General features: G+C 67.9%; 9 protein-coding genes. 8 read left to right on the top strand and 1 reads right to left on the bottom strand.

Annotated elements, in window-relative coordinates:
* Positions 1-77: 77 nt before the first annotated feature.
* The 4 genes from RIN18_RS05685 (at position 78) to RIN18_RS05670 (ending at position 7554) form a co-directional block, all read left to right on the top strand.
* Positions 78-3161 carry a choice-of-anchor G family protein gene (locus RIN18_RS05685; protein WP_309102984.1) on the top strand — a complete coding sequence of 1028 codons (3084 nt, stop codon included), beginning with the start codon at positions 78-80 and terminating at the stop codon, positions 3159-3161.
* Between the two features lie 88 nt (positions 3162-3249).
* Positions 3250-4029, top strand: a complete 780-nt coding sequence (locus tag RIN18_RS05680; protein WP_309102983.1) for a DUF5819 family protein — start codon at positions 3250-3252, stop codon at positions 4027-4029.
* On the top strand, positions 4026-5246 hold the full coding sequence (locus tag RIN18_RS05675) for an HTTM domain-containing protein (RefSeq protein WP_375163498.1): 1221 nt from the start codon (positions 4026-4028) through the stop codon (positions 5244-5246). The genes RIN18_RS05680 and RIN18_RS05675 overlap by 4 nt, the downstream gene beginning before the upstream one ends.
* 208 nt (positions 5247-5454) lie before the next feature.
* Positions 5455-7554, top strand: coding sequence for an acyl-CoA dehydrogenase (locus tag RIN18_RS05670; RefSeq protein ID WP_309102982.1), 2100 nt, complete (start codon positions 5455-5457; stop codon positions 7552-7554).
* An 8-nt stretch (positions 7555-7562) separates the two neighbouring features.
* On the opposite strand, the gene RIN18_RS05665 is transcribed toward RIN18_RS05670, so the two are convergent.
* On the bottom strand, positions 7563-8006 hold the full coding sequence (locus RIN18_RS05665) for a hypothetical protein (protein WP_309102981.1): 444 nt from the start codon (positions 8004-8006) through the stop codon (positions 7563-7565).
* 97 nt (positions 8007-8103) lie between these two features.
* Between RIN18_RS05665 and RIN18_RS05660 the strand changes: the two genes are divergently transcribed.
* From RIN18_RS05660 to RIN18_RS05645, 4 genes are all read left to right on the top strand, one after another.
* Complete coding sequence (locus RIN18_RS05660; RefSeq protein WP_309102980.1) at positions 8104-9150, top strand: NAD(P)-dependent alcohol dehydrogenase; 1047 nt, start codon at positions 8104-8106, stop codon at positions 9148-9150.
* Between the two features lie 28 nt (positions 9151-9178).
* Complete coding sequence (locus RIN18_RS05655) at positions 9179-9748, top strand: DNA-3-methyladenine glycosylase I (protein ID WP_309102979.1); 570 nt, start codon at positions 9179-9181, stop codon at positions 9746-9748.
* Positions 9749-9893: 145 nt separating this feature from the next.
* Positions 9894-15959, top strand: coding sequence for an Ig-like domain-containing protein (locus tag RIN18_RS05650; RefSeq protein WP_309102978.1), 6066 nt, complete (start codon positions 9894-9896; stop codon positions 15957-15959).
* Positions 15960-16140: 181 nt separating this feature from the next.
* Complete coding sequence (locus tag RIN18_RS05645; RefSeq protein WP_309102977.1) at positions 16141-22218, top strand: Ig-like domain-containing protein; 6078 nt, start codon at positions 16141-16143, stop codon at positions 22216-22218.
* The last annotated feature ends 48 nt before the right edge of the window (positions 22219-22266 follow it).

Genomic DNA, 22266 nt, shown 5'->3' with positions numbered 1-22266 from the left:
GAGCTCTGTCGGCACCTGTCGACGCCTGGGGAGGGCCTTGTGACGCGAACGACGTTCCGCATCACCGGGAGAGGCGAATGAAAACCATCAAGGGGAACACTCTGCGCAAGCGCAGAGCACTAGTAGCAGGGATCGCGGGCGCGACAGTCGCCGCCGTGGTCGCTGCCGGCGGCATCGCGACAGCCGCGAACGCTGCGCCGACAGACGACTCGGAGGCTCTCGGAGAGATCCTCTCGTCAGAGCTGCTCGGCGCCGCACTGCTCGACGCGGCGAGCACCGCATCGGGAAACCCGAGCGACGTGGGGCCCAACAGCGATCCGCTGAACCTTGAAGCTCTCGGCGCTCTGAGCGTCGACCTCGGTGGCGGACTCACGCTTCCGCTCATCTCCGAAGCCGGCGGAGCCGGCCTGCTCGACGTCGGCGAGGTCGGAACCCTTCACTCATTCGCGTCGTCGCCGACCGCCACCAGCTCGTTCGCGAGCGCCGGCGCGGTCACGGACGACGGAACCATCGCCATCGACCCGGGGGAGGACCCGGGTGAGTACGGCCCCGCCACGGTGAACCTGATCCAGCTGCTCGATCAGCTCGGCCTCACCGGTGTCACCGACGAGGTCGTCGACGGTCTCGCCCTCGAGATCGGCGCTTCCGCCTCGACCGCTTCCGTCGTCAACGGCGTCACCTCGTCGGAGTACGTCCTCGCCGGTGCGGAGTTCAACCTCTCCAGCCCGCTGGTGGAAGACATCTCGGGCGACCTCGCCACCCTGCTTGCCGGTGTCGGCACGACGCTCAACACTGCGGTCGGCCCCGGTGGGGTGATCGACTCCATCGTGGGCGCGGTTGACCTTGACCTCGGTATTCCCACGGTCGCGGCAATCACAGTGGGTGGCGGAACGGCCTCCATCGAAGGCCTGCCCGCAGCGATCGAGGCGGCCACGACGACGCTGCTCGCCACGCCGCTTACCGACGCGAACGAGCTCGTCTCGATCGACCTGGGAACCGGGGTCGTCACGATCGACCTCGAGCAGATCGTCGACGGCGGCAGCCTGAACGGCCTCGCCCCGAACACGCTCCTCCTCGACGAGGCGGCGATCGACGCGATCTCCGACGCTGTCGCCGAGGCGCTGGCATCACTGTCGACGCGCGTGGTGACCGTGGTGACCGACCTCGTCAACAACCTGGGTGTCACGATTACTCTCGCCGGCAACCTTGATCTGCTGCTCGGTTCCGCAGCAGACTTCGACATCACGGTCAACTCCACGCTCGGTCAGCTCGCCGGCACACTGCCTGGTGCTCCAACGGTGACGGTCGAGGGTTCTGTCCTGGGCATCCCCGCAGGAACGATTCTCGGTGTCATCACGACGCCGATTCTCACCGCACTGACGAACACGCTCACACCTGTCGTTGCGACGCTCCTCACCGGCATCACCTCGGGTCTTCCGACGGCGGTCGACGCGATCACCGACCCGGTGCTCGCAAGCCTTGACCCGGTGCTCGGTGCGCTGAACGAGGTCGTGGAGATCACGATCAACGAGCAGCCCGCTGTCGGCCAGACCGGCAACACCGACCCGACCGCCGGTCACCTCGACCGCGGCTTCACGGTCAGCGCGGTCAGCCTGGAGCTGCTGCCCTCCCTGGGTGCCGTCAACATCGACCTCTCCTCCTCCTCGGTCTTCGCCGAGGCTGAGGTCGTGATCCCGGACAACGCGAACGCTTCGGCATCCGCCGCAGCCTCCGCGAACGCGGACAACGCCAGCAACGCGTCGGCACAGGCAGCAGCTCAGGCGGCTGCTCTGGCCGAGGCCGAGACCGACGCCACGGCGGCGGCAGACGCTGACGCAGTGGCAGCCGCGGCTGCGGCAGCGACCGCTGACGCCTCCACGGCAGCAACGGCCGACGCCACCTCGGCAGCCAACGCCAACGCTGCAGTCGCGGCTCAGGCGGCGGCTCTCGCCGACGCCTCGTCGACGACGGCTGCAGACGCCAGTGCTGCGACCAACGCCAACGCATCGAGCGCGGCAGAAGCTGCAGCGATCGCCGACTCATCGACGGACGCCTCCGTCGAAGCTGCGGCGAACGTGAACGCGGCGGCCTCGGCATCTGCTTCGGCTGATGCTGACGTCGACGCTGACCCGGCTGCGGTCGCGGCCGCGGTCGCAGCGGCGAACGCCGACGCCACCACGCAGGCCTCGACTGCGGCTTCGGCGGATGCTGATGTCGACGCCGACCCGGCTGCGGTTGCGGCTTCCCAGTCTGCAGCGCTGGCGACAGCGGACGCTGATGCATCGACCACGGCCTCGGCCACGGCGACCTCGAGCGCTGCGGCTGCAGCGCAGGCAGCAGCACTGGCAGACGCCGACGCCACGTCGGACGTGAATGCCGCGGCAACGGCCGCAGCCAACGCCAACGCCTCGACCGCGTCGGAGGCTGCGGCCACCGCCGCCTCCTCGGCCAACGCCTCGGCCACCGCTGCGGCAGACGCCGACGCGGAGGCTGCGGCAGAAGCCACGGCCAACGTCAACGCCAACGCGGCGGCTTCGGCCTCGGCTTCGGCTGACGCGGATGTCGACGCCGACCCGGCAGCGGTTGCGGCTGCGGTCGCGGCGGCGCTGTCTGACGATGACGCGACCTCCAGTGCGACGGCTGCGGCAGATGTCGACGCCACCGCGGCAGCTTCGGCTGCGGCGAACGAGGATGCATCGACGACCGCTTCGGCGACGGCTGACGCCGACGTCAACGCGGCGGCAGCAGTTGCGGCACAGGCTGCCGCACAGGCGGACGCCTCGAATGACACCAACGCGGCTGCGACGTCGGCGGCCAACGCCAACGCCTCGGCGGCGTCGGACGCAGCGGCCATCGCCTCCTCCTCGGCTGACGCTTCGGCGGCGGCTGCGGCGGACGTGGATGCGGACGCAGCGGCTGACCCCGCAGCGGCTGCGGTAGCAACGGCGACGACCACCACGACGGCGACGGCAACGGCGTCGGCCAGCACCTCCGCCTCGGCGAGTGCAAGCGGCTCGGCCAGCGGCGGCGGGAACCTCCCGTCGACCGGTGGCGATGTGCCGCTGGGTCTGCTGATCGCAGCCGGTATGCTGCTGCTGCTCGGTGCAGGTGTGAGCGTCTTCGCTCTCGCCAAGCGCCGTGAGGCCATCACCGCCGAGTAACGAACACATCGCAATAAACCGGGGGTCGGGGTCGTCCACAGGGCGACCCCGACCTCTCGGCAGTCTGGGGACTCCGAGGAGACAATGAATGACTGACGCCATCGCGGGTGCCAAGACCCGACCTCGACCCACGTGGTGGGTGAGGCTCATCGCGTTCGCGGCGTGCCTGCTCACCCTGTGGCACGTCTTCGCGTCGTTCCTGTGGATCGCTCCCTACTCGGCGCTGCGCGAGATTCCGACGCAGCAAGTGCTCGCCGGATACATGCTCCCGATGTTCGGCCAGTCCTGGAGCGTCTTCGCTCCCGAGCCGATCAACGGCGACTATCACTTCAACGTCCGCGCGATCGTGAAGGAAGACGGCGAGGAAGTCGAGACCGGCTGGGTGAGTGCCACCGATGTCGAGCTCTCGATGATCCGCTACAACCTGTTCCCGCCCCGCGCCGGCATCCAGTCCAGCGAGGTCGCCAGCGGTCAGATGAACGCGTACAACAAGCTCAACGAGGAGCAGAAGGCCGTCATCGCCCTCGACTTCGACAAGGACGACTGGGAGGAGTGGATGGTCCGCTCCTTCGACAAGCTCGAGGGCGAGGGGCCCTCCACCGCGGCATACATGCGCGAGGAGCACATGGCCACCGCCTATGCCACGCAGGTCGCCTACGCCATCTGGGGTGACGGTGTGGTGAAGGTGCAGTACCGCGTCAGCCGCCAGAACGTCGTGCCGTACGCCGACCGGAACAAGCCCAACGCGCAGCGGCCTGACCCGACGTTCTCGACCACCGGCTGGCGTGCGCCACTGGAGGAAGAGGGACAGAGCCGGGACGCCTTCGGCGACGTGTTCCGCAGCCAGTTCGAGAGGTCACAGCGATGAGCGGCACCAAGGTCAAACGCGACGCGCGGCCGGACGTGACGCCCACTGCGGCTCCTTCTGCCACGAAGAACGGCAAGGACTCGACGGGCGAGAGGGCATCGTCGCCTCAGCCGCCCATGAGCACACGGGTGCTCACGTTCGCGGGTGCCATGATCGCCGGCTTCTGGGCGATGGTGATCTCTGCCATCGAACAGATCTCGGGCTTCATCGAAAGCTGGCTCTACGGCGGCAAGAAGGCGCTCTACGGTCTCGCCGTCACCCGCATCCTGTTCGGCGTCACCGCGCTGGGTCTGCTGGCATCGAACTTCTCGACGAGGCTGTACACATTCGGCTCCGGCTCGGCGTGGAACGGAGAGCTCGCCGAGCCCGTGAGCGACTTCCCGAAGATCTGGGTGTTCAGCGCCTTCCACGCCGTGATGGGCAATGACGTCCTCTACACGGTGATGTACCTGCTGCTGGCGGTACTGGCGGTGCTGTTCACCATCGGCTGGCGCTTCCGTATCGTGCTTCCGGTCTTCTTCTGCATGTGGATCGGATTCATCGAGGCGAATGACATGGTCGGCGATCAGGGCGACAACATGTTCCGCATCGCCCTGCTGCTGCTGTTCTTCGCTGACCCCGCGGCGCGGTGGTCGATCGACGCGCGGCGGCGGGCGAAGAAGGGCGAGTGGTTCGCCCCCGACAGTCAGCCCGCGTTGATCGGCACGGTTTTGCACAACCTCGCGCTCGTCGCTCTCACCGCGCAGGTCTGCTTCGTGTATGCCTCCGGCGCACTGTTCAAGGCAGGGGGCGACCCGTGGGCCGAGGGCTACGCGGTCTACAACCCGCTGCAGACGGCCCGCTTCGGCACATGGCCGGTGCTCAGCGACCTGGTGACGGCGTGGGGACCGATGGTGGTGGCCTTCAGCTGGGGGTCGATCATCCTGCAGGTCGCCTTCCCGCTCATGCTGCTCACGCGCCCGACCCGTCTCCTGGGTCTCATCGGCATCCTCTCCTTCCACATCGGCATCGCCGTGCTGATGGGGCTTCCCTGGTTCTCGCTCACGATGATCGCGATCGACTCGATCTTCATCCGTGACCGCACCTGGGCGCGGCTGAGCGCGGGCGTGGCCAGGCGATGGCGGGATGCCGCCGCCGGCCCGCCGTCGACATCATCGCCTCCGCCGTCACCTGCGGCGCGTGAGCACGCGGAGCCGGTCGCCGAACGCGTCGGCTGACAGGTGGAAAGTGCAGGTTCCCGCGCCCGGGAACCTGCACTTTCCATCTCTGGCCGGGACGGGCCGCAACGAGCCGCTCTGTCGCCACACGACAATCGGCCCGGCCGTCCGGCCACCGCGCGCTTGGAGGGACCGCACAGCAGAGTTCTGTGCAACTTGTGGCAGACCTACCATGGAAGCATCCTTACTTCTCTTCGAGAGGAACCCCATGGTCGACGCCGCCGTCCGTCCTTCGACGACTTCCACCGAGACGACTCCCACCGAGCTTGCCGCCGCGGAGACTGCCCCGCAGGTCGACGTCGACGAGGTCAACGAGCTTCTGCTCGGCACCTGGGCCGATACCCGCCGTCAGGCGAGGGAGATGATCAAGGACCCGGCCTTCTGGCGCAAGGACGAGCTCGGCATGGAAGCGCACCGAGAGCGTGTGATCAGCCAGCTGCACCTCCTCGTCGACAACAAGGGCGTGCACCGCGCCTTCCCGAAGCGTTTCGGGGGCGAGGAGAACAACGGTGCCAACATCTCCGGCTTCGAGGAGCTCGTGGTCGCCGACCCCAGCCTGCAGATCAAGTCCGGCGTGCAGTGGGGCCTCTTCGGCTCGGCGATCCTGCAGCTGGGAACCGAGGAGCACCACGACAAGTGGCTTCCCGGCGTCATGGACCTGTCGATCCCCGGTGCGTTCGCCATGACCGAGATCGGGCACGGCTCCGATGTGGCGTCGGCCGGGACGACCGCGACCTATGACCCCGAGACCGAGGAGTTCGTCATCCACACCCCGTTCCGCGGGGCGACGAAGGAGTACCTCGGCAACGCCGCCCTCCATGGGATCGCCGCGACCGTGTTCGCGCAGCTGATCACCGGCGGGGTGAGCCATGGCGTGCACTGCTTCTACGTGCCGCTTCGCGGCGAAGACGGCGAGGACCTGCCCGGCATCACTCGCGAGGATGACGGTCTCAAGGGCGGGCTCAACGGCATCGACAACGGTCGCCTCAGCTTCGACAACGTCCGCATCCCCCGCACAAACCTGCTCAACCGCTACGGCGACGTCGCTTCCGACGGAACGTACTCCAGCCCGATCGACAGCCCCGGCCGTCGGTTCTTCACGATGCTCGGCACCCTCGTGCAGGGGCGGGTCTCGCTCGACGGTGCGGCATCCTGGGCATCCGCTCTGGGTCTGCACATCGCGATCACGTACGCCAGCCAGCGCCGTCAGTTCGAAGGAGCGAACGGTGAGGAGGTCGTGCTGCTCGATTACGGCAAGCACCAGCGCCGTCTGCTCCCGCGTCTGGCGACGACCTACGCGCAGATCTTCGCGCACGATGAGTTCCTGCAGAAGTTCGACGGCGTGTTCTCGGGCCGCATCGACACCCCGGAGGACCGCGAGGACCTCGAGACCCTTGCCGCGGCGCTGAAACCCCTCTCGACCTGGCATGCCCTCGACACCCTGCAGGAAGCACGTGAGGCGTGCGGTGGTGCCGGGTTCATGTTCGAGAACAGGCTGGTGGGCCTGCGCCAGGACCTCGACATCTACGTCACCTTCGAGGGCGACAACAACGTGCTGCTGCAGCTCGTCGGCAAGCGACTTCTCACCGACTATGCCAAGCAGTTCAAGGGCAAGGATGCCGCGGCGCTGGCGAAGTTCGCGGTCGGCATGACCGCGGGCAAGGTCTTCCACGGCGCCGGGCTCCGACAGCTCGGTCAGGCGGTCTCCGACTTCGGCCAGGTGTCTCGCTCGGTGGAGCGGGGCCTTCGCGAGGAGCAGCAGCATGATCTGATCGCCGGGCGCGTGCAGCAGATGGTGGCGGACATCGCCGGTCGCCTTCGCGCAGGGGCGAAGGACAAGGAGCTCGGTGCGCGGCTGTTCAACGAGAACCAGGCGCAGCTCATCGAGGCGGCGCGTGCTCACGGCGAGCTTTTGCAGTGGGAGGCGTTCACCGACGCCGTGCACAGCATCCAGGATGCGGATACCAAGAAGGTCCTCACGTGGCTCCGCGACCTCTTCGGCCTGCAGCTCATCGAGAAGCACCTCGCGTGGCACCTCATCAATGGTCGGCTCTCCACGCAGCGCGCGGCAGCGGTCTCGAGCTACATCGACCGCCTGTGCGCGAGGCTGCGCCCGTATGCGCTCGACCTCGTGAACGCGTTCGGCTACGAGCCGGAGCACGTCCGCGCTCCGATCGCCTCGGGTGCCGAGCAGGCGCGCCAGGACGAGGCGCGTGCGTATTACGCCGAGCTCGAGGCATCGGGCGCGGCTCCGGTGCGTGAGAAGAAGGTCAAGCGCGAGCCGCTCGGCGACCTGAAGGACCGCTGACCGGCGCCTCAGGACGAGGGCGGGAGTTCGACGCCTCGCTCATCGGCGAGCGCCTGCAGCTTCTCGGCGGCATCCGTCTCGACGCAGACGACGGCGCGAAGGTCATCCTCCTCCTCGCGGAGGAGGTAGTAGCTGAAGGTGTCGGTGAGCAGGTCTGCTCGATCGTCGAGGAAGAGCCACCGCACCCGGACCAGCACCAGCCGATCCGACAGTTCCTCGATCTCGAGCAGTTCATGCTCGACGGATGCGAGGCCGAGCTGCTGATAGAGCGGATAGGACTGCTTGACGCCTTCGGCCATGGCCTCGCGGGACTCCACGACGAGGGAGGCGCGATCGTCTGCGATCATGCCCGGAACGGACCACAGCGCCGATCCGGCCTCTGCGTCGAGATCGGTCAGCGTGGCGGCATAGCGGGCGAGGTAGTCGTCGATGCGTTCGCTGCTGGTGCTCATCGTCCGAGCCTACGAAGCATCCGCTCGATTGCAACCGTCAACCGGTGCCCACGTCCAGCGGGGTAGTCTCGGCAGGACCCGCAACCGAGGAGCCTGAATGACCAGTGTCGCCGCCTACGCCGCGCCGAGTGAAGCCGCACCTCTCGAGAAGACCATGATCGAGCGCCGTGAACTCGGTTCACTCGACGTGCTCATCGACATCGCCTTCGCCGGTATCTGCCACTCCGACATCCACACCGTGCGCGGCGACTGGGGCCCGCAGAGCTACCCGCTCGCCCCCGGTCACGAGATCACGGGCACCGTCGCGGCCGTCGGCGCCGATGTCACGAAGCATGCGATCGGCGACCGGGTCGGCGTCGGATGCCTCGTGAACTCCTGCGGTGAGTGCCGCAGCTGTCTGCAGGGCGAGGAACAGTTCTGTGCCCGCGGGGCGGTGTTCACGTACGGCAGCACCGATCGCGACGGGACCGTCACGCAGGGCGGCTACTCCGAACAGGTCGTCGTGACCGAGTCGTTCGTCGTGCGTATCCCCGACTCCCTCCCGCTCGATGCGGCCGCCCCGCTGCTGTGCGCCGGCATCACCGCCTATTCGCCGCTGCGACGCTGGAACGTCGGCCCTGGCACCCGCGTCGCCGTCGTCGGACTCGGCGGGCTCGGCCACATGGGCGTGCAGATCGCGCATGCGCTCGGCGCCGAGGTCACCGTGCTGTCCCAGACGCTGAGCAAGAAGGACGACGGGCTGCGACTCGGCGCCGACGACTACCGCGCCACGAGCGATCCCGACACCTTCCGGGCGTTGGGCCGCTCGTTCGACGTGATCCTCAACACCGTGAGCGCCGTGATCGACATGCGTTCCTACCTCGGCCTGCTCGACGTGGGCGGAACCATGGTGTGCGTCGGCGCACCCGGTGAGCCTCTCCCCGTCCAGGTCATGTCGCTGATCGGCGGTCGCCGGTCGCTCGCCGGCTCCAACATCGGCGGCATCGGCGAGACGCAGGAGATGCTCGACTTCTGCGCCGAGCACGGCATCGTCGCAGAGATCGAGGTGATCCCGGCATCCGAGATCAACGCCGCTTACGAACGGGTGCTGGCCTCGGACGTCCGCTATCGCTTCGTGATCGACGCGGCCACGATCGGCGAGTGACGTCGGTGGCGGGCGATAACCTCAGGGCATGCCCTCCCTGATCGCCGGCCCCGACGGTCGCCTTCGCTGCGCCTGGGTCGGTGACGACACCGAGTACCGCCGGTACCACGACGAGGAGTGGGGCACGCCGCTTCACGGTGATCGAGCCCTGTTCGAGAAGATGTCGCTCGAGGGATTCCAGGCCGGACTCTCGTGGATCACCATCCTCCGTAAGCGGCCGCGCTTCCGCGAGGTGTTCGCGGCGTTCGACCCCGCGGTGGTCGGCGCGTTCGACGAGAATGACATCCACAGGCTCATGGCCGACGCCGGCATCATCCGCAACCGCTCGAAGATCGAGGCGACCATCGGCAATGCCCGGCTCGTCCGCGAGATGGCCGAGGGCGAGCTCGACGCGCTGATGTGGTCGTTCGCGCCGACGCCGGCAGGTTCGCGACCGGCAGCCATGTCTGACGTGCCCGCAGTCACCCCCGAATCCACCGCGATGAGCAAAGAGCTGCGCCGCCGCGGCTTCCGCTTCGTCGGCCCCACCACGATGTACGCCCTGATGCAGTCCACAGGCATGGTCGACGACCACATCGCCGGATGCTGGCGGGCCTGACGTCGCCCGATCCGAGGTGTCGGCGCCCGATGGGGAGAACTCCCCACGGGATACGTCCCGCGCACGGTTAGGATGAGACGGTTGTGCTGCGGGCCGTTGGCCGCGCAGACGGGTAAGTGAGTCACAGAACCCTGGGGGGCCGGGTATGAAGGCGTTGTCGTGGATGCGGGGACGGCCGAAGACTCTGGCGTCAGCGGCGGGTGTCACGGTCGGCGTGGTCGCCCTCACGACGATGGCCTTCACGTACGAGGGGTTCCCGACCACGAAGGTCGACCTGAACGACGGCGGCGTCTGGATCACCAAGACCTCGAGCCTGCTGGTGGGACATTTCAATCACGAGTCGACGGTTCTCGACGGTGGTCTTCGCACCACAGGAGACGACTACGACATCGTGCAGGATGCCGCCAACATCCTCATCGTCGATGAAGGCGCGTCGACGGTCAGCGCGATCGACCCCGCACGGGTGTCGCTGGGTGACTCGGCGAGCATTCCGGGCGCGGCGAAGGTCGAGATGCGCAACCAGACGGTGGCCGTCCTCGACGGGAAATCCGGAAAGCTGTGGGTCGTGCCGATCCAGGGCATCGCATCGTTCGAGATCGAGGCGGCGGACCCGGTCGTCGAGCTCGGCAAGAACGCCGATGTGACCGTCGCGCCGGACGGGACCGTCTTCGGACTGTCGAGCGAGCGCGGCGAAGTCGTCACGATTCCCGTCGACAACGAGGGTCAGCCGCTGGAGACTTCGGTGGCCGCACTCGATGAGCTCGAAGCATCCGAAGCACCGGCGACGATCACCGCGGTCGGCAGGACTCCGGTGGTTCTGGATTCGGCATCCGGCGCGGTGATGACGCCCGGAGGCTTCCACACAGAGCTGCCCGACGCGAAGGGCGCCGTACTGCAGCAGTCTTCCGCTGAGAACGACGCCGTCGCGATCGCGACCGCCTCGGCGCTGGTCCGCGTGCCGCTCGACGGGAGCGAGCCCACGACGACCTCTGCCGACGGCACGGGCGTCCCGGCGGCCCCGGTCTGGCTGCGAGGCTGCACGTACAGTGCGTGGGCGGGTTCGGCGAGCTTCATCCGCGACTGCCCCGGCGATGTGAACGACGTGGCCGAGACCATCCGCGATGCCGAGGACGTGGGCAGTCTCGTGTTCCGTGTGAACCGCGACGTCATCATCCTCAACGACGCCATCGGCGGCGCGGCATGGATGGCGAACGACAGCCTGCAGCGCGTCGACAACTGGAACGACATCACCCCTCCCGAGGGTGAGACCGAGAACGAAGAGGAATCCACCGAGGAGACGGTCGAGACGACGCTGCCGGAGCGCAGCGAGCAGAACACCGTACCGGTCGCGGTCGACGACGAATTCGGTGTGCGTCCGGGCCGCACGACGAATCTGCCCGTGCTGGACAACGACACGGATGCCGACGGCGACGTGCTCGTGGCTGCACTGGCCGAGAGTCAGCCGAGTCTCGGCGAGGTGCAGCCCATCCACAACGGGGCCTCGCTGCAGATCGCCGTCGGCGAAGATGCCTCGGGCGGCGGTTCCTTCACCTACGAGGTCGATGACGGGCGGGGCGGGAAGGCCCAGGCCTCTGTGCAGTTCGCCGTGCACGGATGGGACACCAACGCCGCTCCCACGCAGCGGCGCACCACGGCGATCGCCGTCGAGGAGGGCGGCGCCGTCTCGTACAACGTGCTGCCGGATTGGCTCGATCCCGACGGCGATGACATGTACCTCAAGGACGTCCTGGCAGCACCGGGCGATGAGGTGGACTTCACCACCGACGGTCAGCTGACCTATCGCGCCGTCGCCAGCGTGCAGGGCCGCAAGGACGTGCAGATCACGGTCGCCGACGGCATGGGGGAGACGAAGACCGGCGTCCTCCGCCTCGATGTCCGCCCGGCCGGATCCACCCTCCCGAGGACGAACGCCGATCACGTCGTGACCCGCGTGGGCGAGTCCATCGCCATCGCGCCGCTGGCCAACGACACCAGTTCCGGGCGTGAACCGCTGCGACTTGCCCGCGTCGACGAGGTGCCCGGTGCGACGATCGTGCCCGACTTCCAGAACAAGTCCTTCACCTTCCAGTCCGATGCGCCCGGCGTGTATTACGCGCAGTACCTGGTCAGTGCCGGACCCAATGCGGTGCCGGGGCTCGTCCGCATCGACGTGCAGGAGAAGTCCGAGTCGGACCTGCCTCCGATCGCGGTGCGCGACGTCGCCCTGCTCCCATCGGGCGGCGAGGTGCTCGTCGGCGTCCTCGGCAACGACACCGAACCCTCCGGAGGAATCCTCGTCGTGCAGTCGGTCACCGTGCCGCCGCACAGCGGCCTGTCGGTGTCGGTGCTGAACCATGAGACCCTGCGCATCGGCGATCAGGGTGCACTCGACGAGCAGGTCCGCATCAGCTATCGCATCTCGAACGGGACGCAGACGGCCGAGGGCGACGTCATCGTCATCCCGATCCCCCGCCCGGAACAGCTGCTGCCGCCGGTGGCGAACGACGACCAGGTCGTCGTCCGAGCAGGCGATGTCGTGACCATCCCGGTCCTCGAGAACGACTCGCACCCCAACGGTGACGCGCTGCACGTCGCGCCGAACCTCGTCGAACCGCTGGTGGACCCGCTGGACGGCGAGGCTTTCGTCTCCCAGGATTCGGTGAGGTTCCGGGCGGGCGAGGAACCGCGGACCGTGTATGCCACCTACGAGGCAGTGGATTCGACGGGCCAGAAGGATGCCGGGTACATCACGATCCAGGTGCTCCCCGTCGATGAGGAGGCGAATGCCGCACCCCGGCCGCGTGACATCACCGTCCGAGCCCTGAGCGGCTCGAGCGTGCGCATCGCGATCCCGCTCGACGACATCGACGCCGACGGCGATTCCGTCGAGCTCGTCGGGCAGGACAGCGCACCCTCGAAGGGACAGATCGCCGAGAACGGCAGCAACTACCTCGTCTATGAGGCCTTCGACGACGCCACGGGCGTCGACACCTTCACTTATCGCGTCCGAGATCGGCTGGGCAAAGAGGGCACGGCGACGATCCGCGTGGGCATCGCTCCCGGCGATGCATCGAATCAGGCGCCGTACGCGGTGAAGGACTCGGTCGTGGTGCGGCCGGGGCGCACGGTGGCGGTTCCGGTGCTCGCGAACGATTCGGACCCGGAAGGCGACGCGATCGCCCTCGTCAAGGGCGGACTGGAGGTCCCCGACGCCGACGGACTCTCGGCGAGCGTGTCCGGCGATCGCGTGGTCGTGAAAGCTCCGAACGGCCCCACCGAGACATCCATCCAGTACACGATCCGCGATGCTCGCGGCGCCGAGTCGACGGCGGTGCTGCAGATCACGGTCGACGAGGAAGTGCCGCTCCTGACCCCCATCGCCCGAGACGACCGGGTGGTTCCCGCCGACGTCAAGGACGGGCTGCGGGTCGACGTCGACGTGCTGTCGAACGACGAGGATCCGGACGGCACGGTCGACGCGCTCGAGCTCGACGTCGAAGCAGGCGGCCGGGTGCAGGAAGACCGTTCGATCAGCGTCACCATCGGCGATGAGCGCCAGCTCATCCGCTACACCATCACCGATGAGGATGACCAGGCGACGTCCGCGTTCATCTTCGTGCCCGCCATGAGTGAGCTGCGCCCGACGCTGAGGTCGACGAAGCCGGTCGAGGTCAAGAGCGGTGAGACGGTGGAGCTTTCGCTGTCGAAGTATGTCGTCGTCGCGGGCGGCGGTGACGTCGTGATCACCGAGGCCGCGAAGGTCAGCGCGGTCAACGCGGACGGCGCCTCGCTCATCAAGGATCAGCACACGCTGGTGTACACGTCGAGGCAAGGCTATTTCGGCAAGGACGCGCTGACCTTCGAGGTCACCGACGGCACGGGGCCGGACGACCCCGAGGGGCGCAAGAGCACGTTGTCGATCCCGATCACCGTGCTCCCGCCCGAGAATCAGCAGCCGGTGTTCGTCAACGGCGAGGTCGCGGTCGCTCCGGGTGAACCCGCCACCGAGCTCGATCTCGCGGCGCTCACGACCGACCCCGACCCGGATGATGCCGACAAGCTCCGCTTCAGCATCACCGGCAAGCTGGGTGCTGGGCTCTCCGCCCGGATCGACGGATCGAAGCTTCTCGTCGAGGCCGACTCCAACACCCCCAAGGGCACCGCGTCGACCGTGCAGCTGCGCATCGACGACGGCACGACCCCGCCGGTCGAGGGTTCGGTGGCCGTACTCGTGACGGCCTCGACGCGATCGCTGCCGACGGCGAACACCGACACCGTCGCCGAAGCCGACCAGGGCAAGGCCGTGACGATTCCGGTGCTGGCCAATGATGTCAACCCGTTCCCGGAGACCCCGCTGAAGGTCGTCTCGGCGGTGCCGGAGACCGGCGCCGGCAGCGTCAAGTTCACCGGCGACGAGGTGACCGTCACGCCGTCGGCCGACTTCGTCGGATCGATGGTCGTGCGCTACCGGATTCAGGACGCGACCAAGGATGCCGATCGCGAAGTCGACGGGCGCATCGTGCTCACCGTGCAGGGCGTGCCCGAGGCGCCGGGAACGCCGACGGTGGCCAGTGTGCAGGATCGCACCGTGGTGCTGTCGTGGTCGCCGCCGGCCAACAACGGCGCAGAGATCACCTCGTACACGGTGAGCTCCGTCGCGGGCGACTACACCAAGAAGTGCTCGTCCACGACGTGCACGCTGGACGGCCTGACGAACAACGTCGAATACGTGTTCCAGGTCACAGCCACCAACCGGGTCGGCGACGGTGATCCTTCCCCGGCATCCGCCGTCGCGCGCCCCGATGCGCGCCCCGATGCGCCCGCGCCGCCGAAACTCGTCTTCGGCGACAAGAAGCTGAGCGTCTCGTGGGTGACGCCCTCGACCCCCGGTTCCCCCGTCGAGTCCTACACGCTCGAGATCTCTCCCGCGCCCCCCTCCGGCGTGGCGCAGAAGGCCGGCGTCACGGGCAACTCGCTCGAATGGGAGGGGCTCGAGAACGGCGCCGACTACCAGGTTCGCGTCCGTGCACACAACCGCGCCCCGGAGCCGTCGACCTGGAGCGTCTGGTCGGCGAGCGAGATCCCGGCGGGGGTGCCGGGAACCGTGGCCGCGCCTCGCGCGCAGAGCGCGCCATCGGTCGGAAACCAGGCGCAGATGACGGTGACGTGGGATGCCGCGCCGCAGAACGGCGACGCCATCGCCGAATACGAACTGATCGTGATGCGCGGCGGCGCCGTCGTCAACCGGATCCCGGGTATCGCCGGCTCACAGCGCAGCCAGACGGTCACCGTCGCGACCTCGACGTCGGACTACACGTACGCCGTCCGCGCGCGCAACAAGGCGGGCTGGAGTGCGCAGAGCCCCTCATCGGCTCCGCAGCGCGCCTTCGGCAGCCCGGGCAGGCCCACGATCACCGGCACGAGCGAGGGCGACGGCTTCGTCACCGTGACGTACTCGCTGTCGGACACGAACGGCGCAGCCGCCAACGAGGTCCGGTACGAGTACTCGGTGAACGGCGGTGGCTGGAGCCGCAACTGGGACGGTAGGCGCATCAACGCGGCGAACAACTCCCAGAACATCGTGCGCGTTCGGGCGTACTCGGTGGTCGGCGGGCAGGAGTCCCAGCCCGGCGCGGAGTCCGCGCCGACAGCCGCGCTGCAACCCTACGGGCCTGTGCAGAACCCCGGCGTCTCGGCGACGAACCTCGGCACGTCGGTGCGCGTCGCCTGGTCGCCGCCGGCGCCCAACGGCCGCGACATCGTCGAGGTGCAGGTGAGCCTCGACAACGGCGGATGGCAGAACCTCGGGCTCAGCGGCAGCCGCGATCTCGGCAACGGCTACAGCCAGACGCACAGCATTCAGGTGCGTGCGCGGGATGCCGCCGGCCAGTGGTCGCAGGTCGTGTCGGCGTCGGCACGCACGAACGATCCGCCGCAGCCGCGTGCCTGGGTGACGAAGGGCTCGTACGTCGGGGGCTGCTCGGGCAACGGGTGCTACTACCTCGTGCTCAACACCTCGAACTTCGCGGGCGGCTCCTACCGGATCGAATGCACCCGTGACGGTGTGGTGTTCGGCAACAACGCGGGGTTCCCGGTGAGCATCCCGTCGAATGGCGCGATCCAGTTGCAGTGCTACAACGGGTTCCCCGGTGCGAAGGGCGTGAACATCATCGGCGGGAACCCGTCGTCGGCGGAGCCTTCGTACTATTGAGCGTCGGACGCGGGTGGCGTGCTCCGCTCGTCGTCACCGCATCCCGGTCGAGCGGCGGAGGACGGGCATTTCTCCCCATCGATCGCGGCTGCCTCAGACGGTTAGGATGATCGGGTGCGCTCGGCGTGTCGTCGCCGCGTGACAAGAGAGCTCAGTGCTGTCGATCCAGGGGGAAGTGCGAATGAAGGCATTGTCGTGGGTGCGCGCGCGGCCGAAGGCGTTGGCCTCGGTCGCCGGCGTGACCGCGGGTGTCATCGCGATCACGACCATGGCCCTCACCTATGAGGGCTTCCCGACCACGAAGGTCGATCTGAACGACGGCGGGGTCTGGATAACGAAGACCTCGAGTCTGCTCGTCGGTCATTTCAACCACGAGTCCACGGTGATCGACGGTGGTCTTCGCACTGTCGGTGAGAACTACGACATCCTGCAGGATGCCACCAACGTGCTCGTCGTCGATGAAGGCGCCTCCACCGTCAGTGCGGTCGACCCGGCACGCGTCTCGATGGGCGACTCGGCGAGCATCCCGAGTTCCGCCAAGGTCGATCTCGGCAATCAGACCGCCGCCATCCTCGACCGGAAGTCCGGCAACCTTTGGGTCGTCGCGGTCAAGGGCATCGCCGGGTTCGAGATCGAGGCGAGAGAACCGGTCGCCGAGCTCGGCAAGAACGCCGATGTCGCCGTCGCCCACGACGGTACGGTCTTCGGGCTGTCGACCGCTCGCGGCGAGGTCGTGACGGTTCCGGTCGACAATGAGGGCGAGCCACTGGAACCGTCGACGGCGTCGCTGGGTGAGGGCGGTGCATCGGAGAAGTCGACGGTCACCGCCGTGGGTCGCATGCCTGTCGTGCTGGATTCCGCCTCGGGTGCCGTCATTTCACCGGGCGGATTGCGCACGGAGATCCCCGGCGCCGACGACGCGGTGCTGCAGCAGGCATCCGCAGAGAGCGATGCGGTGGCGGTCGCGACCGCCACCGGGCTCGTGCGGGTGCCGCTGGACGGCGCAGAGCCGACCGTGACGGATGCCGGTGGCGAGGGTGCTCCGGCGGCTCCGGTGTCCCTGCGGGGCTGCACGTATGCGGCGTGGGCGGGGTCTGCGGCGTTCGTGCGCGAGTGCCCCGGTGACGCGAACGACGTCAACGCGACGGTGGAGGGCGCAGAGGATTCGTCGAGCCTGGTGTTCCGGGTGAACCGCGACGTCATCATCCTCAACGACGCGGTCGGCGGTGCGGCGTGGATGGCGAATGAGAGCCTGCAGCGGGTCGACAACTGGAACGACCTGACGCCGCCCGAGGGTGAGACCGAGAACCAGGAGGAGTCGACCGAGGAGACGGTCGAGACGACCCTTCCTGAGCGCAGTGAGGTGAACACCCCGCCGATCGCGGAAGACGACTCGTTCGGCGTGCGACCCGGTGCGTCGGCGCTCCTGCCGGTGATCGACAACGACAACGATCCTGACGGCGACGTCCTCGTCGCAGCCATGGCAGAGCAGCAGCCCTCGATCGGCATGGTGCAGCCGATCTACAACGGCGGCTCCCTGCAGATCGCCGTCAATGAGGATGCGACCGGTTCCGGCACCTTCCTGTACGAGGTCGATGACGGTCGCGGTGGCAAGGACACCGCCACAGTGACGCTTTCGGTGCACGACTGGAACACGAACGGCGCGCCGGCGCCGAAGCGCAAGACCTCGCTCACCGTGGAATCCGGCGGCACGGTCTCATACAACGTCCTGCCCGACTGGATCGATCCGGACGGCGATGACATCTACCTGAAGGAGGTCGTCGCCGCCCCCGGTGACGAGGTCGACTTCAGCACCGACGGCCAGCTCACCTACAAGGCCACCGCGAGCCTGCAGGGTCGCAAGGATGTGCAGGTCACCGTCGCCGACGGTTTCGGCGAGATGACCACCGCGACGATCACGCTCGACGTGCGGGCACAGGGCACGACGAAGCCCAAGACGAACGCCGATCACGTCGTCACCCGCGTCGGCGAGCAGATCACCGTCGCTCCGCTCGCGAACGACACCAGTTCCGGCCGCGAGCCGCTGCGACTCGGCCGCGTCGACGAAGTGCCGGGGGCGACCGTCCTTCCGGACTTCACCAACAAGACCTTCACGTTCTCCGCGCCTGCTGTCGGGGTCTACTACGTGCAGTACCTCGCGACCGCCGGTCCTGAGAACGGCGAAGGCCTCGTGCGCATCGATGTCACCGAGGCGACCGAGGTCGACCTGCCGCCGGTCGCGGTGCGCGATGTCGCACTGCTTCCGACGGGCGGCGACGTGCTCATCGGCGTGCTCAACAACGACACCGACCCCGCCGGCGGCATCCTCGTCGTCCAATCGGTGTCGATCGAGCCGAACACCGGCGTCTCGGTCTCGGTGATCAACCACGAGACGCTGCGGATCACCGATCAGGGCACACTCGAGGAACAGGTGCGGATCGCGTACCGCATCTCGAACGGCGAGCAGTCCGCCGAAGGTGAGGTCGTGGTCGTGCCGATCCCGGCGCCGGAGGAGATCCTGCAGCCGATCGCGAACCCCGACACCGTCTACGTGCGAGCCGGCGACGTCGTCACCATCCCGGTTCTCGACAACGACACCCACCCGAGCGATGACGCCCTGCACCTGTCTCCCGAGCTCATCGAACCGTTCGTCGACCCAGAAGACGGCGAGGCGTTCGTCTCGCAGGACGTCGTGCGGTTCAAGGCCGGTCCCGAGGCGAAGACGGTCTACCTGACGTACGAGGCCGTCGATTCACGGCAGCAGAAGGCCGCCGGTTACGTCACGATCCAGATCCTGCCGATCGACGAGGAGACGAATGCGGCGCCGCGACCGCGCGATCTCGTCGCGCGCGCTCTCAGCGGCACCGAGGTGAACATCGCCGTGCCGCTGGACGGCATCGACGGCGACGGCGATTCGGTCGAGCTCATCGACGTCTCATCCAGCCCGACCAAGGGCCGGATCACCGAGATCGCGCAGAACTACCTCACCTACGAGGCGTTCGACGGGTCGACGGGTGTCGACGTCTTCAAATACCGCGTCCGTGACCGCCTGGGCAAGGAGGGGGTCGCGACGATCCGCGTCGGCATCGCCCCCGCAGAGCAGGTGAACCAGGCGCCGTACGCGGTGAAGGATGCCGTCGTCGTCCGGCCAGGGCGCGAGATCGCCGTGCCGGTGCTCGTGAATGACTCCGACCCCGAGGGCGAGAAGGTCGCCCTCGTCGAGGACGGGCTCGAAGTGCCGGGCGATCAGGGTCTCACTGCGCGCGTCTCGGGCGACCGGGTGCTGGTGCAGGCGCCGAACAACCCTCTGGAGACCTCGCTGCAGTACACGATCACCGACTCGCGAGGCGCGACGGCGACCGCCGTGCTGCAAGTCAGGGTCGACGAGGATGTGCCGCTGCTGGCGCCGGTGGCGCGCGACGATCGCGTGCGTCCGCTCGACCTCAAGGACGGCTCGCTCAGCGCGGACATCGACATCCTCGAGAACGACGAGGACCCGGACGGCACGACGGAGCGCCTCGACCTCGAGGTCGGCGAGGGCGCGACGCTGCTGGAGAACGGCAAGGTGCGCGTCACCGTCACCGACACGTTGCAGCTGATCCGCTACACGCTGACCGATCAGGACGGACTCGCGGCATCCGCCTTCATCTTCGTCCCGTCGGAGGAGGGCCTGCGTCCGACCCTGACGTCGACGAAGCCGCTGGAGGTCAAGAGCGGCGAGACGAAGGAAGTGCCGCTGTCGAAGTACGTGACCGTAGCCGGTGGCGGCGACGTCGTCATCACCGAGCACGCGAAGGTGAGCGCGGTGAACGCCGACGGGGCGGACCTCGTCAAAGACCAGAAGACGCTCGTGTACACCTCGGCGCCCGGGTACTTCGGGCAGGACGCGCTGACGTTCGAGGTGACCGACGGAACGGGTCCGGATGACCCCGAGGGACGCAAGGCCACGCTCAGCATCCCGATCAACGTGCTGCCGCCCGAGAATCAGCAGCCGGTGTTCATCCGCGGCGCGGTCAACGTCGCGCCGGGCGAGAAGGCGACCGCGCTGAATCTGGCGGCGCTCACGACGGATCCCGATCCGGAGGACAAGGGCAAGCACAAGTACACCCTGCTCGACGGTGAGGGCAAGGGAGTGAGCGCGAAGATCGACGACGACGAGCTGCTGGTGGAGGCCTCGTCGAACGCGAAGAAGGGCACCGCGCTGACGCTGACCCTGCGCATCGACGACGGCGAGACCGAGCCCGTCGAGGGCACCGTCCTCGTCCAGGTGACGGCGTCGAATCGCGCGATGCCGGCGGCCAACACCGACACGATCGCCGAGGCGGATCAGGGCAAGACCGTCACGGTGCCGGTGCTCGCGAACGACTTCAACCCCTTCCCGGAGACTCCTCTCAAGCTGCTGCAAGCCACGGTGGAGACCGGCGCGGGGCGTGCGAGCGTGAAGGGCGACGACGTGGTCGTCACCCCGTCCGACGACTTCGTCGGATCTCTCGTGGTCCGCTACCGCATCCAGGATGCGACGGAAGATCCTGAGCGTGAGGCGACGGGACAGGTCGTGCTCACCGTGCAGGGCGTCCCGGAGGCTCCCGGTGCGCCGACCGTGACGAGCGTGCAGGACCGGACAGTGGTGGTCTCCTACGGTGCGCCGTCGAACAACGGTGCGGAGATCACGAAGTACACGGTGAAGTCCGTGCAGGGCAACCCGTACTCGAAGGAGTGCCAGTCGACGACGTGCACGCTGGACGGGCTCACCAACAACGTGGAGTATGTCTTCCAGGTCACCGCGACCAACCGGGTGGGGGAGTCGAAGCCGTCAGGGTCTTCGGCCGTCGCTCGTCCGGATGCGCGTCCGGACACCCCGAACCCGCCCACTCTGAAGTTCGGCGACAAGTCGCTGGACGTGGCGTGGACGACGCCGACGACGCCGGGCTCTCCGGTGGAGCGCTACACGCTGGAGATCTCTCCGGCGCCGCCCTCCGGGATCACCCAGAAGGAGGTCACCGGCAACTCCATCAAGTGGGAGGGGCTGGAGAACGGCGGCAACTACCAGGTGCGCGTGCAGGCTCACAACCGGGCCCCGGAGCCGTCGAGCTGGAGCAACTGGTCGGCGTCCGAGGTGCCTGCAGGGCCCCCGCTCGCAGCCGCTGCACCGAGGACATCGGAGCTCTCTCCCGTCCCGCCGCAGGCGCAGATGCAGGTTGCCTGGGACACACCGCCCCAGAACGGTGACGCGATCGATGCCTATGAGCTCGAGGTCTGGGAGGGTTCCACCCTCCACAGGACTCTGACGCCGAGCCCCGGGACGAACAGTCAGGCGGTCGTGGTGCCGACGTCTGAGACGCCGTACACCTACCGCATCCGGGGACACAACAAAGCCGGCTGGGGCGAGTGGAGCGCGATGTCCGCGCCGCGCCGCGGCGTCATCGCACCGTCGGCGCCGACGATCACACGAATCGAGGAGCGCGATCGTTCGATGCTCGTGGAGTTTGCTCCCGGTTCTCGAAACGGTGCCAGCACCAGTGAAGTCTCGTACCAGTACACGATCAATGGGGGCGGCACGTGGAGCGGCCTTCCCGCCAACGGCGTGATCAACGGGCTGACGAACGGGACGACGTACCAGGTTCAGGTTCGAGGGGTCTCGAACGTCGGCGGCAGCACGTACACGGGCGGGCCGTCAGCGGCGGCCTCCGGACGACCGTACGGTCCGCCGACCGCGCCCAGCGCGGGTGCGCGGAACCTCGGCACGAGCGTCGAACTCAGCTGGGATTCTCGAGGATCTGGCAACGGCCGCCCGATCGAGACCACGCAGATCAATGTGAACGGCGGCGGCTGGCAGACCGTGAACCAGCAGAACGGGTCACGCACCGTCGGAAACGGGTACAACGAGACGCACAGCATCCAAGTTCGCGCGCAGGACTCCGCCGGCCAGTGGACGCCGATCGCGTCGGCGTCGGACCGGACGAACCAACCGCCGGCCGCGGAGGTCTGGGTCACTCAGGGTGACGCCGCCGGCAGCTGCGTGAACGGATGCCGCCGGTTCGTCGTCAACTGGAAGAACCTGAACATCGGGAGTGCACAGGTCACGTGTCACTCGACGAATTCCGGGCAGATCGCCAGCGCGAACACCGTCAACTTCGACGGGAGCGGCTCGCAGCAGCTGGGCTGCTGGGCCGGCCGTGACGGTCAGGACGTCTGGGTCGACATCCAGGGCTGGGGCGACGGTGTCGACACCGAGAAGAGATTCTGGGCGCGGCCATAGCCGTGCCTTGCCCGCCTTCGACTTCACGAACAGACAAAGGAATGAACT

Origin of the sequence: Microbacterium sp., assembly GCF_031179285.1 — a bacterium.
GTDB lineage: Bacteria > Actinomycetota > Actinomycetes > Actinomycetales > Microbacteriaceae > Microbacterium.
The sequence above is the reverse complement of the archived record's forward strand: the minus strand, read 5'-3'. Positions and strand labels throughout refer to the sequence as shown.

Bases quoted from the DNA above. Each gene is read 5' to 3' on its own strand.
- RIN18_RS05685 (WP_309102984.1), top strand. From the start codon at position 78: ATGAAAACCATCAAGGGGAACACTCTGCGCAAGCGCAGAGCACTAGTA.
- RIN18_RS05680 (WP_309102983.1), top strand. From the start codon at position 3,250: ATGACTGACGCCATCGCGGGTGCCAAGACCCGACCTCGACCCACGTGG.
- RIN18_RS05675 (WP_375163498.1), top strand. From the start codon at position 4,026: ATGAGCGGCACCAAGGTCAAACGCGACGCGCGGCCGGACGTGACGCCC.
- RIN18_RS05670 (WP_309102982.1), top strand. From the start codon at position 5,455: ATGGTCGACGCCGCCGTCCGTCCTTCGACGACTTCCACCGAGACGACT.
- RIN18_RS05665 (WP_309102981.1), bottom strand. From the start codon at position 8,006: ATGAGCACCAGCAGCGAACGCATCGACGACTACCTCGCCCGCTATGCC.
- RIN18_RS05660 (WP_309102980.1), top strand. From the start codon at position 8,104: ATGACCAGTGTCGCCGCCTACGCCGCGCCGAGTGAAGCCGCACCTCTC.
- RIN18_RS05655 (WP_309102979.1), top strand. From the start codon at position 9,179: ATGCCCTCCCTGATCGCCGGCCCCGACGGTCGCCTTCGCTGCGCCTGG.
- RIN18_RS05650 (WP_309102978.1), top strand. From the start codon at position 9,894: ATGAAGGCGTTGTCGTGGATGCGGGGACGGCCGAAGACTCTGGCGTCA.
- RIN18_RS05645 (WP_309102977.1), top strand. From the start codon at position 16,141: ATGAAGGCATTGTCGTGGGTGCGCGCGCGGCCGAAGGCGTTGGCCTCG.